At 67.4% G+C, this 14127-nt stretch carries 16 protein-coding genes and 2 pseudogenes; 10 read left to right on the top strand and 8 right to left on the bottom strand.

What is annotated here, in order from left to right; translation table 11 throughout:
• Positions 1-295: 295 nt before the first annotated feature.
• From AADR41_RS22230 to AADR41_RS22220, 3 genes are all read left to right on the top strand, one after another.
• Complete coding sequence (locus AADR41_RS22230) at positions 296-1039, top strand: transposase family protein (protein ID WP_342283137.1); 744 nt, start codon at positions 296-298, stop codon at positions 1037-1039.
• Positions 957-1532 carry a hypothetical protein gene (locus AADR41_RS22225; protein ID WP_342283155.1) on the top strand — a complete coding sequence of 192 codons (576 nt, stop codon included), beginning with the start codon at positions 957-959 and terminating at the stop codon, positions 1530-1532. The genes AADR41_RS22230 and AADR41_RS22225 overlap by 83 nt, the downstream gene beginning before the upstream one ends.
• Before the next feature lie 82 nt (positions 1533-1614).
• Positions 1615-1866 (top strand): transposase, encoded by a 252-nt coding sequence (locus tag AADR41_RS22220; protein ID WP_446751091.1) that lies wholly within the window; start codon positions 1615-1617, stop codon positions 1864-1866.
• 83 nt (positions 1867-1949) lie between these two features.
• Here the strand turns inward: AADR41_RS22220 and AADR41_RS22215 are convergent, their stop codons facing one another.
• Positions 1950-2375 (bottom strand): NUDIX domain-containing protein, encoded by a 426-nt coding sequence (locus tag AADR41_RS22215; RefSeq protein ID WP_342283135.1) that lies wholly within the window; start codon positions 2373-2375, stop codon positions 1950-1952.
• A gap of 224 nt (positions 2376-2599) precedes the next feature.
• Here AADR41_RS22215 and AADR41_RS22210 point away from each other — a divergent pair, with 224 nt between their 5' ends.
• On the top strand, positions 2600-4201 hold the full coding sequence (locus tag AADR41_RS22210; protein ID WP_342283134.1) for an ISL3 family transposase: 1602 nt from the start codon (positions 2600-2602) through the stop codon (positions 4199-4201).
• Between the two features lie 8 nt (positions 4202-4209).
• Here the strand turns inward: AADR41_RS22210 and AADR41_RS22205 are convergent, their stop codons facing one another.
• On the bottom strand, positions 4210-4509 hold the full coding sequence (locus AADR41_RS22205) for a hypothetical protein (protein WP_446751090.1): 300 nt from the start codon (positions 4507-4509) through the stop codon (positions 4210-4212).
• Positions 4510-4669: 160 nt separating this feature from the next.
• On the opposite strand from AADR41_RS22205, the gene AADR41_RS22200 reads away from it, so the two are divergent.
• Positions 4670-5152 (top strand): hypothetical protein, encoded by a 483-nt coding sequence (locus tag AADR41_RS22200; protein WP_342283133.1) that lies wholly within the window; start codon positions 4670-4672, stop codon positions 5150-5152.
• A 33-nt stretch (positions 5153-5185) separates the two neighbouring features.
• Here AADR41_RS22200 and AADR41_RS22195 read toward each other — a convergent pair whose 3' ends face one another.
• Positions 5186-5749: a GNAT family N-acetyltransferase gene (locus AADR41_RS22195; RefSeq protein ID WP_342283132.1), complete on the bottom strand. Its 564-nt coding sequence runs from the start codon at positions 5747-5749 to the stop codon at positions 5186-5188.
• A 54-nt stretch (positions 5750-5803) separates the two neighbouring features.
• On the opposite strand from AADR41_RS22195, the pseudogene AADR41_RS22190 reads away from it, so the two are divergent.
• A pseudogene (locus AADR41_RS22190) lies at positions 5804-6072 on the top strand (helix-turn-helix domain-containing protein); the annotation flags it as partial.
• Positions 6073-6475: 403 nt separating this feature from the next.
• Here AADR41_RS22190 and AADR41_RS22185 read toward each other — a convergent pair.
• The 3 genes from AADR41_RS22185 to AADR41_RS22175 all read right to left on the bottom strand — a co-directional run bounded on the left by AADR41_RS22185 (position 6476) and on the right by AADR41_RS22175 (position 9327).
• Positions 6476-7966, bottom strand: a complete 1491-nt coding sequence (locus AADR41_RS22185) for a hypothetical protein (RefSeq protein ID WP_342283131.1) — start codon at positions 7964-7966, stop codon at positions 6476-6478.
• Positions 7963-8364 carry a hypothetical protein gene (locus AADR41_RS22180; RefSeq protein WP_342283130.1) on the bottom strand — a complete coding sequence of 134 codons (402 nt, stop codon included), beginning with the start codon at positions 8362-8364 and terminating at the stop codon, positions 7963-7965. Before AADR41_RS22180 ends, AADR41_RS22185 begins: the two co-directional genes overlap by 4 nt.
• A 717-nt stretch (positions 8365-9081) precedes the next feature.
• Positions 9082-9327, bottom strand: a complete 246-nt coding sequence (locus AADR41_RS22175; protein WP_342283129.1) for a beta/gamma crystallin domain-containing protein — start codon at positions 9325-9327, stop codon at positions 9082-9084.
• A gap of 499 nt (positions 9328-9826) precedes the next feature.
• On the opposite strand from AADR41_RS22175, the pseudogene AADR41_RS22170 reads away from it, so the two are divergent.
• Positions 9827-9931 (top strand): annotated as a pseudogene (locus AADR41_RS22170) (hypothetical protein); the annotation flags it as partial.
• A 47-nt stretch (positions 9932-9978) separates the two neighbouring features.
• The gene (locus AADR41_RS22165; RefSeq protein ID WP_342283156.1) at positions 9979-10584 is read left to right on the top strand and encodes a hypothetical protein; all 606 of its coding nucleotides are present in this window, start codon (positions 9979-9981) and stop codon (positions 10582-10584) included.
• 21 nt (positions 10585-10605) lie between these two features.
• Here the strand turns inward: AADR41_RS22165 and AADR41_RS22160 are convergent, their stop codons facing one another.
• Complete coding sequence (locus tag AADR41_RS22160) at positions 10606-11013, bottom strand: winged helix-turn-helix transcriptional regulator (protein ID WP_342283153.1); 408 nt, start codon at positions 11011-11013, stop codon at positions 10606-10608.
• Between the two features lie 109 nt (positions 11014-11122).
• On the opposite strand from AADR41_RS22160, the gene AADR41_RS22155 reads away from it, so the two are divergent.
• Entirely contained in the window at positions 11123-11974 is an 852-nt protein-coding gene (locus AADR41_RS22155; protein ID WP_342283128.1) for an alpha/beta fold hydrolase, read from the top strand.
• 135 nt (positions 11975-12109) lie between these two features.
• Here AADR41_RS22155 and AADR41_RS22150 read toward each other — a convergent pair whose 3' ends face one another.
• Positions 12110-12727, bottom strand: coding sequence for a TetR/AcrR family transcriptional regulator C-terminal domain-containing protein (locus AADR41_RS22150; protein WP_342283127.1), 618 nt, complete (start codon positions 12725-12727; stop codon positions 12110-12112).
• A 66-nt stretch (positions 12728-12793) separates the two neighbouring features.
• Here AADR41_RS22150 and AADR41_RS22145 point away from each other — a divergent pair, with 66 nt between their 5' ends.
• A complete protein-coding gene (locus AADR41_RS22145; RefSeq protein WP_342283152.1) occupies positions 12794-14056 on the top strand; it encodes a beta-ketoacyl-[acyl-carrier-protein] synthase family protein in 1263 nt (420 codons plus the stop codon).
• The last annotated feature ends 71 nt before the right edge of the window (positions 14057-14127 follow it).

Below are 14127 nucleotides of genomic sequence, written 5' to 3'. Positions count from 1 at the left end.
CAGCCGCGGAGACGGGACTCAACTGGGCGTGTACCGAGCACGCCTCGGGCTCGCAGCTGGTCGAGGTCGGAAGGACGCTCTCCGGGAAGAGCGTCGAGCAGGTCGGCCCGGGCGGCGCGGATGCGTGGCCCGGCCCGGGGGCCTGCGCCAAGGGCGCGGCGGACGGTCACGCCGGTCGTCGTACGGGGGGGCTTCGTTCACTTCTCAGGGTTCTGGCTCAACTTCCGTGCAAGGGCGACTCTGAGTGACGGTTGGCGGCTGCTGGGTGGCGCGAGAAGCAGACCGAAAAGAGATCATGATCATCGTGGTGGGGCTGACAGTCTCGCCCGTGAGAGAAGTTGTGCTCCGGTTGCAGGAGCTGTTGTTCCCGTCGATCGCGGACGTCGCGGTGCTGTCGGTAGACGTCGATATCGCGATAGTCCGTGTTGACGCGCACAGCACTTCGCGGGGCGCCGCCTGCCCGCAGTGCGGCATCTGGTCGGCTCGGGTTCACAGCTCCTACCTGCGGTTTCCCGCCGATGTCCCGAGTGGTGGGCGAAGAGTCGTACTCCGCCTGCGCGTCCGGCGCTTCCGGTGTCTGGACAGAGTGTGTTCGCGGCGGACCTTCGTCGAGCAGATACACGGCTTGACCCGGAAGCACGGCCAGCGCACCGAGCGGCTGCGCTCCACGCTCGCTTCGGTAGGTCTCGCCCTGGCGGGCCGGGCCGGTGCCCGACTGCCCGCGGTTCTGGGCGTGTCCGTCAGCCGGAGCACGGTCCTGCGCCTGATCAAGGCCCTGCCCGAGCCGGATATCCCGTCTCCTCGGGTGGTCGGCGTTGATGAGTACGCCACCCGCAGGGGCCATGCCTACGGCACCGTGCCGGTCGACGTCGAGACCCGACGACCGGTGGACTTGCTGCCCGACCGGGAGGCGTCCAGCGTGGCCGGGTGGCTCGCCGCTCGCCGCTCGTCCCGGGATCGAGGTCGTCTGCCGCGACCGTGCGCCGTTCTTCGCGGAAGGCGCCAGGGCCGGGGCACCACAAGCCATCCAGGTCGCTGACCGGTGGCACTTGTGGAACAACCTCGGTGATGCCGCCGAGCGTACTGTCGCCCGCCATCGCCAGTGTCTGCGCGTCCTCCTACCCGAATCGGTCGGGAAGGAGGAAGCGGACGAGCCTGTGCTGTCCGGGGAGACCCCGGCCTCCCCGTGGAAGAGTGACCGGTTCGCCAACCGCATCCGGGCCAGACACGCCACCGTCCACGCAATGCTCGAAGCAGGCCACAGCCGCCGTTCCATCGGTCGTCAGCTCCATATGACACACCGAACCGTCAAGAGCCTGGCTGACGCCGCCAGACCGGAAGACCTCTTCACCGGCCAGTACCGGTTCAACCGAGCCACGGCCGTTGACGAGTACAAGCCCTACCTCGACAAACGCTGGGATGAGGGATGCACGAACGCCTGGAAGCTGTGGGAGGAGATCATCCCGCTCGGCTACACCGGCAGCTACGGCACTCGAGGTGTTGGCGGCTGGGCGGTGACAGGGGCGGGGTGAAGTGCGCTTCTTCCTGAAGGAAGACCTGGCCAACTGCCCTGAACTCGAAGCCCTCACCGGCCACGTCCGGTCCTTCACCGAAATGCTCACCGAGCGCCAAGGCCACCGTCTCCCGCAACGGCTCGACGCCGTCCGCAGCGACGACCTGCCCAGCCTTCACACCCTCGCGGCCGGCATCGACCGCGATCGCGACGCCGTCATCGCCGAACTCACCTTGCCCTGGAACTCGGGCGTCGTCGAGGGCCACGTGAACCGGATCAAGATGCTCAAGCGTCAGATGTTCGGCCGTGCAGGCTTTGCCCTCCTGCGGAAGCGAGTCCTGCTCGCGCCATGAAGGGAGTGCCTGTTCACAGGCCGAGCCGGATGGGTCTAGACGGAGCACCGGCGGTGATCAATGTCGTCAGGGAAGACGCGAGGTCACGCGGGGAGAACAGGTCCGAACCGGCATAGGACGCGATCTCGCGAGGGTGCCACCACTTCAAGACCGCTGATGCACTCCGCGGCAAGCTGGTCGTCGGACAGGGTTCCGCGCGGCTTGAATGCGGCAGTGCGTACGAGGAAGTAGTCGTTGATGACGCCGTCGTAGCCCTCGGCATGTCCAGGGGCCACAACTTCCTGGTGCCAGACGTGCGGCAGATCGGCTGTGACGGCAAGCCCAACCTCTTCCTGCAGTTCGCGGCTCAGCGCGGCAAGCGGCGTCTCACCCGGCTCGATCCCTCCGCCGGGAGTTGCCCACACCACGGTTCCTGCTGGCTCTGGAATCGTGAACCGGCAGAGAAGGACTCGCTCGTCCTCGTCGAGGATGATTGCGCGGACTGAATGACGCAGATTCACAGACGGCATCCGGACACGCTAACTGCGTGCAACCAGGCGGTGTGATCGAACAGGCAGGCCGACCCCAGTAGCTCACCGTTACCGATCACGGAAGTTGAGCCAGAACCCTTCTCGGTTCTGGCTCAACTTCCGTGGAGCATGCACGCTGAGTGACGGGTCTCGGTCGAGTCGGCCTTGGGGAAGTTGCCCGGAATTGACCCGTACCGGGTGCGGTGTGGCTGACAGTGCGGCCCGTGGAAGAAGTGGTGCTCCATCTGGATGAGTTGCTGTTCCCGTCGATCGCCGACGTGGCGGTGCTGTCGACCACCGTGAACAACGAGGCGGTACGCATAGAGGCCCGAAGCACAACGGCTGGGGCCATGTGTCCCGGATGCGGGAGCTGGTCACGGAGGATTCACAGCTCCTACCTGCGGTTTCCTGCTGATGTGCCCAGCGGAGGCAGACAGGTTGCTCTCTGTTTGCGAGTCCGCAGGTTCCTCTGCCAGGTCATCTCATGTAGGAGGCGGACTTTCGCGGAACAGCTGCCAGGGTTGACCCGTCGATACGGTCGACGGACCGAGCGCCTGCGGTCGACGCTTGCCGCGGTCAGCCTCGCGCTCGCCGGTCGCGCCGGTGCCCGCATGGCGAGCGTGTTCGGTGTGTCCGTGAGCCGCAGTACCGTGCTGCGGCTTGTCGAAGCGTCGCCCGACCCTGAAGTTCCGGCCCCGCGGGTGATCGGCGTCGATGAGTACGCGACCCGCAAAGGGCGTCACTACGGGACCGTCCTGGTCGACGTCGAAAGCCGGCGTCCCGTGGACCTGCTGCCCGACCGGGAGGCGTCCAGCGTGGCGGCTTGGCTCGCGAAACGGCCAGGGGTGGAGGTGGTTTGCCGTGATCAGGCACCGTTCTTCGCCGAAGGTGCCACGGCCGGGGCACCGCAGGCGGCGCAGGTCGCTGACAGGTGGCATCTTTGGCACAACCTGAGCGAGGCCGCAGAGCGATGCGTCGCAGACCACCGCGGATGCCTGAAGGTCCTGACGCCAGATCCAGCCCAGCCTGCCCCCGAGACGGAGAAGTTCGACGACCCCTCCGGCTCGCCTTGGCCGAGGGGACACCGCTTCGCTGACCGCACCCGTGTGAACCACGCGACCGTCCACGAACTGATGGCCGCCGGGCTCAGCCGGAGGGCGATCGGCCGCCAACTCCGGATGACCTCCCGCACCGTCAAGCTCCTCGCCGACGCAGCCATCCCGGAGGACCTATTCCAGGGGCAGTGGCAGGGCCGACCATCCAAACTCGACCCCTTCAAGCCCTACCTGGATGACCGCTGGAACCAAGGCTGCACGAACGCCTGGAGGGTGTGGGAGGAGATCGTGCCGCACGGCTATCAGGGCAGCTACCAGCGGGTTCGCGCCTATTTCCGGGAGAAGAGGCTCTCGCCAGGCCTCGTCACGGCTCGGCCACCGTCACCCCGGGTCGTCGCCGGATGGAGCCTCCGCCGCCCGGAGACCCTCACCGAAACGGAGCACCTTCGTCTCAAGGCCGTTCTGGTCCACTGCCCTGAACTGGACGCCCTCACCGGCCACGTCCGCTCCTTCGGTCAAATGCTCACCGAGCGCCAGGGCGAACGGCTGCAGCAGTGGCTCGACGCCGTCCGGCAAGACAACCTCCCCGGCCTCCACACACTAGCCGCAGGCATCGACCGTGACCGCGATGCAGTCATCGCCGGCCTCACCCTCCCCTGGAGCTCAGGCGTCGTCGAAGGCCACGTCAACCGAATCAAGATGCTCAAACGCCAGATGTTCGGCCGGGCCGGCTTCCATCTTCTCCGCAAGCGCGTCCTGCTCTACTCCTGATGCACAGGTCAGGCCGCATCATCAAGGAGCCCGAAGCCTTCCGGAAACCCTTCTAGGAACTCCCGCCGTGCGGGGTCGGACTCGGCTTTGGCCATCGTCCCGAGCAGACCGATCAGTTCGCTCCGTTGGTCGCTCGGCAGCTTGCTGACCAGGTGGGCGACACCCTCCAGGACCTTGACGGCTTCGTCCGGATCCATCTGCTCGTCTTCACTGCCCTCGATGAACCACAGAACGTCGACCAAGGCCGCGGCCAGGGCGTGAGTCAGAGACGAGTACACGGGCATGAAGGCGGTCTCCCAGCAGGCCACGGCAGCAGAGTCCAACCATCCCACCACACTCCACTGACATCACACTCAGTCAGCGCTCCACGGAAAGTGAGCCAGAACCCGAGCTTTGACAACACCGGACTCCGTGGAAGTTTGCCGGGCCCGCAGGGTGCTGTCAGCGGCTGGGGCTAGGGTCCGTGATGTGAGTGACTACTACGACCTGTTTCTGGCGGTGGACCTACTGCCGGACCTGCCCGAGCCGGTGCTCCTGGAACTGAGGTGGCTCCTGGGACAAGCGGACATGCCGACAGAACTGAAGTCGACCGACTGGGAGTCATGGGGCGGTCCCTGGCAGGCCTTCGACGGTGGCTCGGCGAGCCACTCGTTCGACGGAGCCGATGTCTCCCTGCTGGTCCGTGCCACAGACAGGCCGAACCTGGACGGCAGCGAACCGTGGGCCCTGACCGTCCGGACGTGCGTCCACGAGGACGACTTCGGGGTGACGATGGACGTCGTCGGGTGGCTTCTCCGACACGCGACCACGCAAGGGTGGGTCGGGTTTGTCCGTGACTCCGGCCTGGGCCAGGTTCAGCATCTCGTACGCCACGAGGATGGCTTCGAACTTGTCGATGTCCACCGCCGCCCGGCCGGTCAGCAGAAGCGTGTTCCCTGGTCATCGCGGTAGCTCGTTCAAGGATTGTCCCGTGATTGTTGGTTGTCACGGGGCGGCGGCGTGCAGGTTCCGGATGTACCGGTCGAGGCGTGTGCCGTCCTTGCTGCGCGTGGGCTTGCCGGGGGTGAACCCTGCCCGCTGCGCGACTGCGGCAGATGCGGGATTATCCGGCTCGACCTGGATGACGGCTTCCCCGCCGCCCTCATTCGCCGCGTACTGGGACGCCAACAGGACCGCGCGGGTAGCCAGGCCGCGCCGCCGCCAGGACGGATAGAGGCCGTAGGCGACATTCACCTGGCCGGGCGCCAGACCCTCTCCTGCGAACCGCAAGTCGATCGTGCCGGCGAGCACCCCGTCGGCGCCCATCCGGATGCCGAACGCACGTAGTGGCCGGGCGGTGTCCCACTGCTCCCGACAGTGCCGGAAGTACGCTTCGATGCCCTCGCGCGTGCCGGGACCTCCGTTGAGCCAGCGAACGAGTAGCTCGTCCTCCCCCGCGAGGTGCGCCTGCACGTCGTCCAGGCGCAGGGGGGACAGAGTGATGACCCCGTCGGACAACTTCACTTCCTGCATCCTGGGATTCTTGACGCCGGAGCCGCGCAGCACCATCGGATTCCGCGCGGCATCACACAGAGCTCCCCCGACACAGGAGACGATCTCCGTGTGAGTGGTGGGATCACGGCGTCGGGAGCTGTCCTGGACAGCCCCGTTCACCGGACTGGTTCCGCGTGCCTTCGGGAAACTGGTGACGATGCTGCGCCGCGCAGGTGCGGACGCGTTCCGCAGGGGCCGGCCGTGGAGCCTTCCGCTGGAGGGCCAGGGGACTGCTGGTCGCGGCGTACTGGCGTACAAACCTGACCCCTCGGCGGCTCGCTCCGCTGTTCGGGGTGTCGAAGTCGGCGGCGGACCGGATCACCGACCATCCCGGGCCGGGTTCGCCGTTCAGTACGTCGCCCTTATCGCCGTAGGTGAGGCCGTGGGCGGCTCCGTCGTCCGGGAGACGGTCGGTCAGCATGGCGAGGGCGCCAGGGCCGAAGCCGGTGCAGCCCCAGGGCAGGCCGGGATGTCCATCGTCGGGTCCAGGTAGAGGGTGCCGTCCTGGACGCGGACCCAGATGGAGGTTGTCCAGGATGACCTCTTCGATCTCACTGCCGGCGGGCTCGTGCCAGGAGCCGTCCGCCTCATTCTTTCAGCCGCTGTTGGCGCCGTATCGAGTCCGCCCGTCGGCGCCTCGGCACCTGCCCCTCAAGATCGGTACAGGCCTTCGTGCATGACGTGAGCTGTACGCCCCCTGCGCCGCGAACGCGAGCCGCCCACGGCCCCCGGGGACTGATGTCACTTGGCGTGCGGGTAGGCGATCATGGTGTTTGTGGAGTCGTCCCAGAACAGACCGTATCCGGAGTAGTCGCTGAAGGGAGCCTCGACGTAATCACTGGCTTCGACCTGGCCTGTGGCGAGGTCGATGACGACTCGCGGGTCGGCCTGATCGGCAGTCGAGGAGCCGATACCGAAGGCGACGCCGTCATCGGTCACACCGGTCAGATGGACCGGCTTGTCTCGGTCGGTCTCCTCGAAGCAGCGGCCGGTGCCCTTCTCCAAGTCGAAGGCCGTGTGGCTGCGAACGAGATAGCGTCCGTCGGCCGAAACGGAAGCTCCCTTGGAGTCGTCGTCGGTCACTCCCTTCGTCGGCGCACAGTCGACCTTGGCGCGTACCCTCCCCGTGGCGGCGTCCAAGACGGCCCACGTGTCATCGGTAGCCCCCTCGTCGTGCCAATTGGCAACGAGAGAGTTCCCGACGGGTGCCATGAAGACCTTGTTCTCGCTGTCAGTGGTGAGAGATCCACCCGACCAGGCTCCCGGCACCCAATAGTGTCCGTAGGGCCGGGTGTCAGTGGCCAACAGCGGCCCGCGAGGCGTGACCGCGACGGCCTTGGTCGATGAGAAACACAAACGGCACTCGCCGGCCGGGGGTTTCGTCTTCCTCAGGTCGTACTTCTTCGTCGCGCCTGTGGCCGGATCCACGGTCATCACCACGTCGTCGTCGAACTCCACCAGCAGTCCGCCGCCGCCGCTCGCCACCGCACCATCGCCGTCCAGTTCCAGATGGTGGGACGGCTTGACGTTGTCGCCCGTAGCACGGGCGGGGAATATGTCGATCGTGGTGACATTTCGGCCCTTGTTGACGACGTCGGCACCCGCAGCGCCGGACGCGGAGGCGACCAGGTAGTCCTTTCCATCTTCGGTGACCGAAAGTGCTGACATGATGCCAGGGCCTTTCACCTCGGTCTTCCACAACGTATTGCCGCTGGTCACATCCAGCACGGTGAATGTCCCATTGTTCCTACCGCCTTCCTGGAAGACGGCGACCGCCCCGGAATGCGGCAGGGTGAGCTGGGTTCCCGGCAGACCTGACTCCCAGCCGCGGGAGGGGTCATAGAGGCTGGGCACCGACAGCTGTGTTTTCGGCGTGGCACTCCCGGGAGAGGCGGACGGCGGCTTCCTCGTGCCGGTCCGGGGCATCTGCGACCCTTGATCGGAGTCGTCTTGAGTGGCCCAGTACAAGCCCCCACCAGTACCGGTGAGCAGCACGGCAACGATCGCGATCCACCAGCCCCCGCCGATCTTTGTTCTGTTGATGTCCCGACCCGCGACTGTGCCCCAATTGTCCCTTCCGATCGACGGGCCTGTGACTGGGTCTGTGATGTTCTGGCCGGCCATCATCGCCCCGTCGCCCGCACTGAACGTGGTGGAGGGCGGGTGCGGCGGAGGGGGCGGCACGGGAAGATCGCGCTCGGGCGGGACGTTGCTGTCTTTCCCCGAAGTCATGAGCTGTCGCTGTCCTCTCCAGCCGTCACATCGCGAAGATCCGCGCCTGAGAGGACGGAGCCGTCACCGGCAGCCATCTGCACGTCCTCATCGGCATCGATCTGCGAGGATCCGCCGCGAGGCACGCGGGCACGCGACCGTTCGATGCTGCCCTGCGCGAGCAGCGAGCCGTGGCCGGCGCGCATCGTGATGATCGGAGCTGGTGAGTCGCTCGGGGTCCGCAGAACGATCACCAGCGGCACTATGGCTCCGATGATGCTCGCGATTGCTCCGCACACACTGGCCACCTGATCGGCTTGGTCCAGATCTCCGAGGGACGCCCAGGCAATGAGTCCCCCAGCAACCAGCGTCCCCAGGCCCGCCAAGATCCAACACAGGATGCGCTTCCATGACGCCATGCGCGGAGTATTCCCTGAGCGGTGGCCTTTTCACTGGACTTCACCGCATGTCCACGTCCGGAACCCGGCAGACCACCGGCCAGTCCCCGCAGGCCGAGCACCACCTCGTCGCCCTCGGCCGCACGGCAGCCCGATTCGAGATCGGTCAGCTCATCGAACGCGTACAGCCTCTCGATGCATGGACAACCTCAACTGATCTGCGGAATTTGACAACCACTCATCTCAGATCGACGACGATCAGCCTGGGCTGAAAGGCCCCTTTGTGCTGTCATCCGCTACGTCACGGACAACCACCGTGCCGAAAACACACAAGGTCAACGGCTCGCCGCGCGCGCGAGCGAGCGAGCGACCTCAAGATGATCCATCAGCAGGTCGGCCGAGAGTGCGACAGTGCCGGAGATTCCCCATGGATGCCCGCCGCCCACCCCGTGCTCCACCTCGCGGGAGTATGCCTCCTCAACGCCCACCTGCACAGCGCTTCCTCGACGTATGGGGAACACATGGTCGCCGGCCGCGAGTGGCTGCTGGGCAACGAACACCCTGACCGCCCGCGGCGACCTGGCCGCTCGGTACCACGCCCCGCCGCAAAGAGCAGACCCACCGGCTCCCGGCCCCTCTGGCCGTTCCACGCGGAATCGCACATGCGCCCAGATCGGACCGCGGTAGCGGTGCAGGGCGGCGATCGGACGCGATCGCCGCCCCGGGGTCAGCTACGGCTCAGAGGATTCTGATCCAGTCCAGCGCGACCCCCCCAGGATGGTTCGGGAAGGTGTAGACGGTGTTCTTACCGATGGGAGTTTCGGGCTGCCAGCGCCCGTCCCCCCACCACTGGACACGGTTGTTGCCGGTCGAGATCTCGTCGAGCCACTCGGTCCCCATCACGTCCATGTCGATCTCACCGGCATTGGCGAAACAGGACTTCTCGGTGGTCCAGGAGCCCCCGTACTCGATGTGCCAATACACTGTGAGGTAATCACTCGGCCCGCACTCCACTCTGTCGATCGCGTGGGCTTGCGGTGAAGTGGCGAGGGCCAACGAGGTTGCCAGTCCCAAGGTCGTCAACGCGGATAAGACCGACCGTTTGACGGTTCGTTTCACGGTAGTTCCCCCTCTTTCGAAGCTGCGGAAGCCTGATGGTCGTCGTTCTGGCTTCTGCGCGATCCAGTCTCAAGCATGGCAAGGCTAAGCCGACAATCCTTCATGTCAACTTCGCCATTTACGCAATCCATCCGCGTGAGGCCCGCCTCTTCGGGCAGCCGGTCGTCACCCAGCCGCCGACAGTGCCCGCCGAGATCTGCCCGGCGGGTCATGGCCGACCAGGCCGAAAACCCACCGAGGCCTGCCCTGAGAGGCAACGGCTCAGACTCGTACGGCCCCACAGCACTTCGGCCTCGGCCGGGTTCGCGGTGAGCTGGTAGGTGGCTTTCTCTTCCATGAGCAGGGCTGGAACGTGATCGCCACGATGCGCAGCCCCGAACGGGAGACCGAGTTCACCCCGCTGGACAACGTGCTCGTGACCCGGCTCGACGTGCGGGACTCCGGCTCGATCACTGCGGCCGTCGCTACCGGTCTGGAGCGTTTCGGCCGGATCGATGTGCTGCTCAACAACGCGGGGTGCAGCATCGCGGCTACGGATCTGCCCATCAGGCGAGGCCACCGTGCCCCACCAGCACACTGCCGGGGCACGAAGAGGGGGATCTGCAGAAGGAGCCGCCCGGCGGCGCCGCCGAGCCGGTCGATCATGGCCCCGGACGCTCGCGCGGTGGCCTGACCACCGAGCTGCACCTGGCCGTCGAGCAGCGGCAGAAGTCCATGTCGATCGTCATCGCGCGGAGCAGCGAGGGGGACGTCCTGCGGTTCGAGGTCGTCCTGGGCCGTATCCGGGTTCCCCGGCTGGAAACGGGCAGGCCGCGCGCTCGGCCGCGGCGGGTTCGCGCGGACAAGGCATTCGCCTCTCGTAGGAACCGCGCCCACCTGCGACGGCGTGGCATTCGCTGCACCGTCCCGGACAAGGCCGAACAGGCCCGCAACTGCAAGGAACGCGGCTGGCCCGGCGGTCGGCCGCCGGAGTTCGACCCGATTGGCCGCCGCGAGCGGCACGCGGTCGAGGGCGGTGTTCACCGCCTCAAAAGACACCGGGTCGTAGCCACGCGGCATGACAAGCCGGTGGTCCGCTACGAGGCGACCGTCCTTGTCTCGGCCATCAACGAGTGGCTGTGACCAGCACATTCGATCCAGGCGCTAGTTGGGGGCTGACTCGTCGGCGAGCTGGTTGCTGCGGTCGATCTCCGGCATGTGCGTCTCGGCCCAGGCTCGTAGGGCGGCGAGCGGTCCTTCGAGGGACAGGCCGAGCTCAGTGAGCCGGTAGTGGACGGCGGGCGGCACGGTGGGTTCCACGCGGCGCGCGACCAGACCGTCGCGGACCAGGCTGCGCAGGGTGACGGACAGCATCTTCTGCGAGATGCCCGGGATGCGGCGCCGCAGTTCCGCGAAACGGAGCTCACCCGGAGCCTCCTCGGCCAGCATCTTGACCGCCATCGACGTCCATTTGGTGCCGATACGGTCGAGCAACTGGCGGGTCGGGCAGCGCGGATCCAGCAGGTCCCCGCGCTCACCGGGTCGCTGGTCGCGTTCGCCGTGGCTCGACATGGTCACCTGGGGCTCACCACCTGAAGGGAAAGTGCCGTCTTGGGCAGACCAGAGTAGTTCCCTAGCGTGACCTGGTCACCATCACTCACCAAGCACCCGGAGTCCCTCCATGCCCGAGCTGCGAAGCGTCCTCGCCAACGGTGTCGAACTGAACGTCGCCCTCGCCGGATCGGGCCCGGCCGTCCTGCTGCTGCACGGCTTCCCGCACACCTGGGAGCTGTGGACGGACGTCATGGCCGATCTGTCCGGCCGCTACCGGGTCATCGCGCCGGACCTGCGTGGGTTCGGTGCGAGCAGCCGGGCCGCCGCCGGGTACGACGCCGGCACTCTGGCCGAGGACGCCGCGGCGCTTCTCACCACGCTCGGTGTGTCCTCGGCCGCGGTGGTGGGCATCGACGCGGGCGCCGCGCCGGCCTTCCTCCTCGCCCTGCGCCGCCCCGGTCTCGTCCGGCGCCTGGTCGTCATGGAGTCCCTTCTGGGCAGGCTGCCTGGCGCCGAGGACTTCCTCGCCGACGGGCCGCCGTGGTGGTTCGGCTTCCATTCCGCTGCACTCGGCCTTGCCGAGACCGTGCTGGAGGGCCAGGAGGCCGCCTACGTCGACTGGTTTCTGAGTGCCGGCACGCTCGGCGACGGGGTGCGCCCCGCTCTCCGGGACGCGTTCGTCCGCGCATACACCGGCCGCCAGGCGTTGAGCTGCGCGTTCTCGTACTACCGGGCCCTGCCCGAGAGCGCAGCACAGATCGAACAGGCGGTCGCCACTGCCCGCCTGACGGTGCCGACGATGGCGCTGGGCGCCCTGCCCGTCGGTCCTGCGCTGGAACGCCAGCTCCGCCCGGTCACCGACGATCTCACCGGACACGTCATCGAGGACTGCGGCCACATCATCCCGCTGCACCGGCCGCACGCCCTGCTCACTCTGCTGCATCCGTTCCTGGCCGGTGAGGACGCGAAAGCAGCGTGACCGGGGCGGCGCTGACATTCGATACACGCCCTGGCCGCAGCGGTGGAGTGCGTCGGCGACGGCAAACCTGCCGACCGCGACAGGACCACCGTCGCGCGGGTACCGCGCACGTCGTCGCCGTCCTGTCCGGCCGAGCTAACCGGGATCGGGTTCGTCGTGGATGGTCAATGCTCCGGCGAGGTCGAGTTCGGCGACAGTGCCATGTGCCCCGGCCCGGACGAGCAGCACCGCGCCGAGCGCGGTGCTCCAGAACGTCCTGATCTCCACGTCGAGCGGTCGACGGGCCCTCCAGCCGCGACTGTCGATGAGCCGGCTCACGAAGCGCTCGGACTGCAGGAACAACAACTGGAGGTGCCGGTCGACCACGGGCGCGAGTTCTGGCTTGGAGATTCCGGCGGCGAGTGCCCGCGCGACTGACGGGAGCGAGGGCATCGCCAGTACTGCGCGGGCGATGTTGCGCCGAAATGTCGCCGCATCGGGGGCTTGGCGACCGAGGCGCTCAATCCTTCGGGCGTCGTGCAGCATGCCGAGAAAGGCGGCGTGCACGAGGAGCGAGTCCTTGGAGCCGAAGTAGTAGGTGACCTGATTGGGGAAGACGCCTGCCGCGTTCGCGATCTCCGCGACGCCCACCTCAGCGCCGGGCCGTTCCATGCAGAGCCGTGCAGTTGCCTCAATCAGCCGGTGCCTCGTCGCGCGACCGCGGTCACGCGACCGGGCCGGCGTTGATCGTGCTTCGGTTCGCTTCTTCTCCACACCGAAATTGTATGTGATACAACAAAGAGCGCTTGTTTGTATCGCATACAAGAAAGGTTGAAGGGCATGCACCGGACCGAAGTCGTCGTGACCGGACTCGGCGCGATCACCCCACTCGGGGCAGACGCGGCGTCCACCTGGGACGCCCTGCTTGCCGGCGAGTCCGGCATCCGCGGCGGCGTCCTGCGTGATCACGAACATGTCGGCCTTCCCGACACCGTCGCGGGGACGATGGCGATCGACCCCGCCGAGTTGCTGCTGCCGGTGCAGGCCAGGCGGCTCGACCGCTCGCAGCAGGCGGCCCTGGCCGCGGCGGCCGAAGCCTGGGCCGATGCCGGCACCCCAGAGGTGGACCCGGACCGGCTCGCATCGGCGATCGGCACGGGCATCGGGGGCGTACGAACGCTGCTGAAGGAAGACGACGTACTGGAGACGGCCGGCACACGGCGCGTCTCGCCACGCACGGTCCCGATGCTCATGCCGAACGCGGCGGCGGCGCTGATCAGCATCGAATACGGTGCACGGGCAGGCGCCTACACGCCCGTCTCGGCCTGCTCCTCCGGTGCCGAGGCGATCGCCCTCGGGGCCAGGCTCATCCGCGCCGGCGAGGCGGACGTGGTGATCGCGGGCGGGACCGAGGCCGCGATCACACCGATCACCGTTGCCGGCTTCGTCCAGGCGCAAGCACTGTCGCGGCATACTGTCGAACCCGCGGCAGCGTCCCGGCCGTTCGCCGCGGACCGCAGCGGATTCGTCCTCAGTGAAGGTGCGGCTGTACTGGTGCTGGAAAGCGCCGAGCATGCCGACGCCCGGGGCGCGCACGTCCACGCGGTGCTCGCCGGCGCCGGCATCGCCGCCGACGCTCACCACATCACGGCGCCCGCTGCCGACGGCTCCGGTCAGATCTCAGCCATGCGCAAGGCCCTCGCGCAAGCCGGTTTTACTCCCGAGCAGATCAGCCACATCAACGCCCACGCCACCGGGACTCCGGTCGGCGACGTTGCCGAGGCGCACGCGATCGGGGAAGTCTTCGGCCGCGCCACCGTGACAGCCCCCAAGGCGGCGCTCGGTCATCTCTTCGGCGCAGCCGGCGCGATCGAAGCGCTCATCGCCGTCCTCAGCGTGGAGCACGGCGTCATCCCGCCGACCCGCAACCTCACTGTGGCCGGCATCGGCCCCGACATCGATCTCGATGTCGTCACTGAGCGACGAGACGTCCCCCAGGAGGCCGTGCTCAGCAATTCCTTCGGCTTCGGTGGGCAGAACGTCTCGCTCGTCGTCACCGGCGCACGGCACCATGCGTCCCGTACGGCCTCGACGACACCATGACCCACGCGAACGCGCCGTTGTCCATGAGGGGCACCGCCGATTGACCGAGCCTCGCAAGTCCCGTCTGGCTG

Origin of the sequence: Streptomyces sp. CLV115 (assembly GCF_038448545.1) — a bacterium.
In the GTDB taxonomy this organism is placed as follows: domain Bacteria; phylum Actinomycetota; class Actinomycetes; order Streptomycetales; family Streptomycetaceae; genus Streptomyces; species Streptomyces sanglieri.
Note: the sequence above shows the minus strand (reverse complement) of the source record. Positions and strands in the feature narration are given on the sequence as shown.

Bases quoted from the DNA above. Each gene is read 5' to 3' on its own strand.
- AADR41_RS22230 (WP_342283137.1), top strand. From the start codon at position 296: ATGATCATCGTGGTGGGGCTGACAGTCTCGCCCGTGAGAGAAGTTGTG.
- AADR41_RS22220 (WP_446751091.1), top strand. From the start codon at position 1,615: ATGCTCACCGAGCGCCAAGGCCACCGTCTCCCGCAACGGCTCGACGCC.
- AADR41_RS22215 (WP_342283135.1), bottom strand. From the start codon at position 2,375: ATGCCGTCTGTGAATCTGCGTCATTCAGTCCGCGCAATCATCCTCGAC.
- AADR41_RS22195 (WP_342283132.1), bottom strand. From the start codon at position 5,749: ATGGTGCTGCGCGGCTCCGGCGTCAAGAATCCCAGGATGCAGGAAGTG.
- AADR41_RS22185 (WP_342283131.1), bottom strand. From the start codon at position 7,966: ATGACTTCGGGGAAAGACAGCAACGTCCCGCCCGAGCGCGATCTTCCC.
- AADR41_RS22180 (WP_342283130.1), bottom strand. From the start codon at position 8,364: ATGGCGTCATGGAAGCGCATCCTGTGTTGGATCTTGGCGGGCCTGGGG.
- AADR41_RS22160 (WP_342283153.1), bottom strand. From the start codon at position 11,013: ATGTCGAGCCACGGCGAACGCGACCAGCGACCCGGTGAGCGCGGGGAC.
- AADR41_RS22155 (WP_342283128.1), top strand. From the start codon at position 11,123: ATGCCCGAGCTGCGAAGCGTCCTCGCCAACGGTGTCGAACTGAACGTC.
- AADR41_RS22145 (WP_342283152.1), top strand. From the start codon at position 12,794: ATGCACCGGACCGAAGTCGTCGTGACCGGACTCGGCGCGATCACCCCA.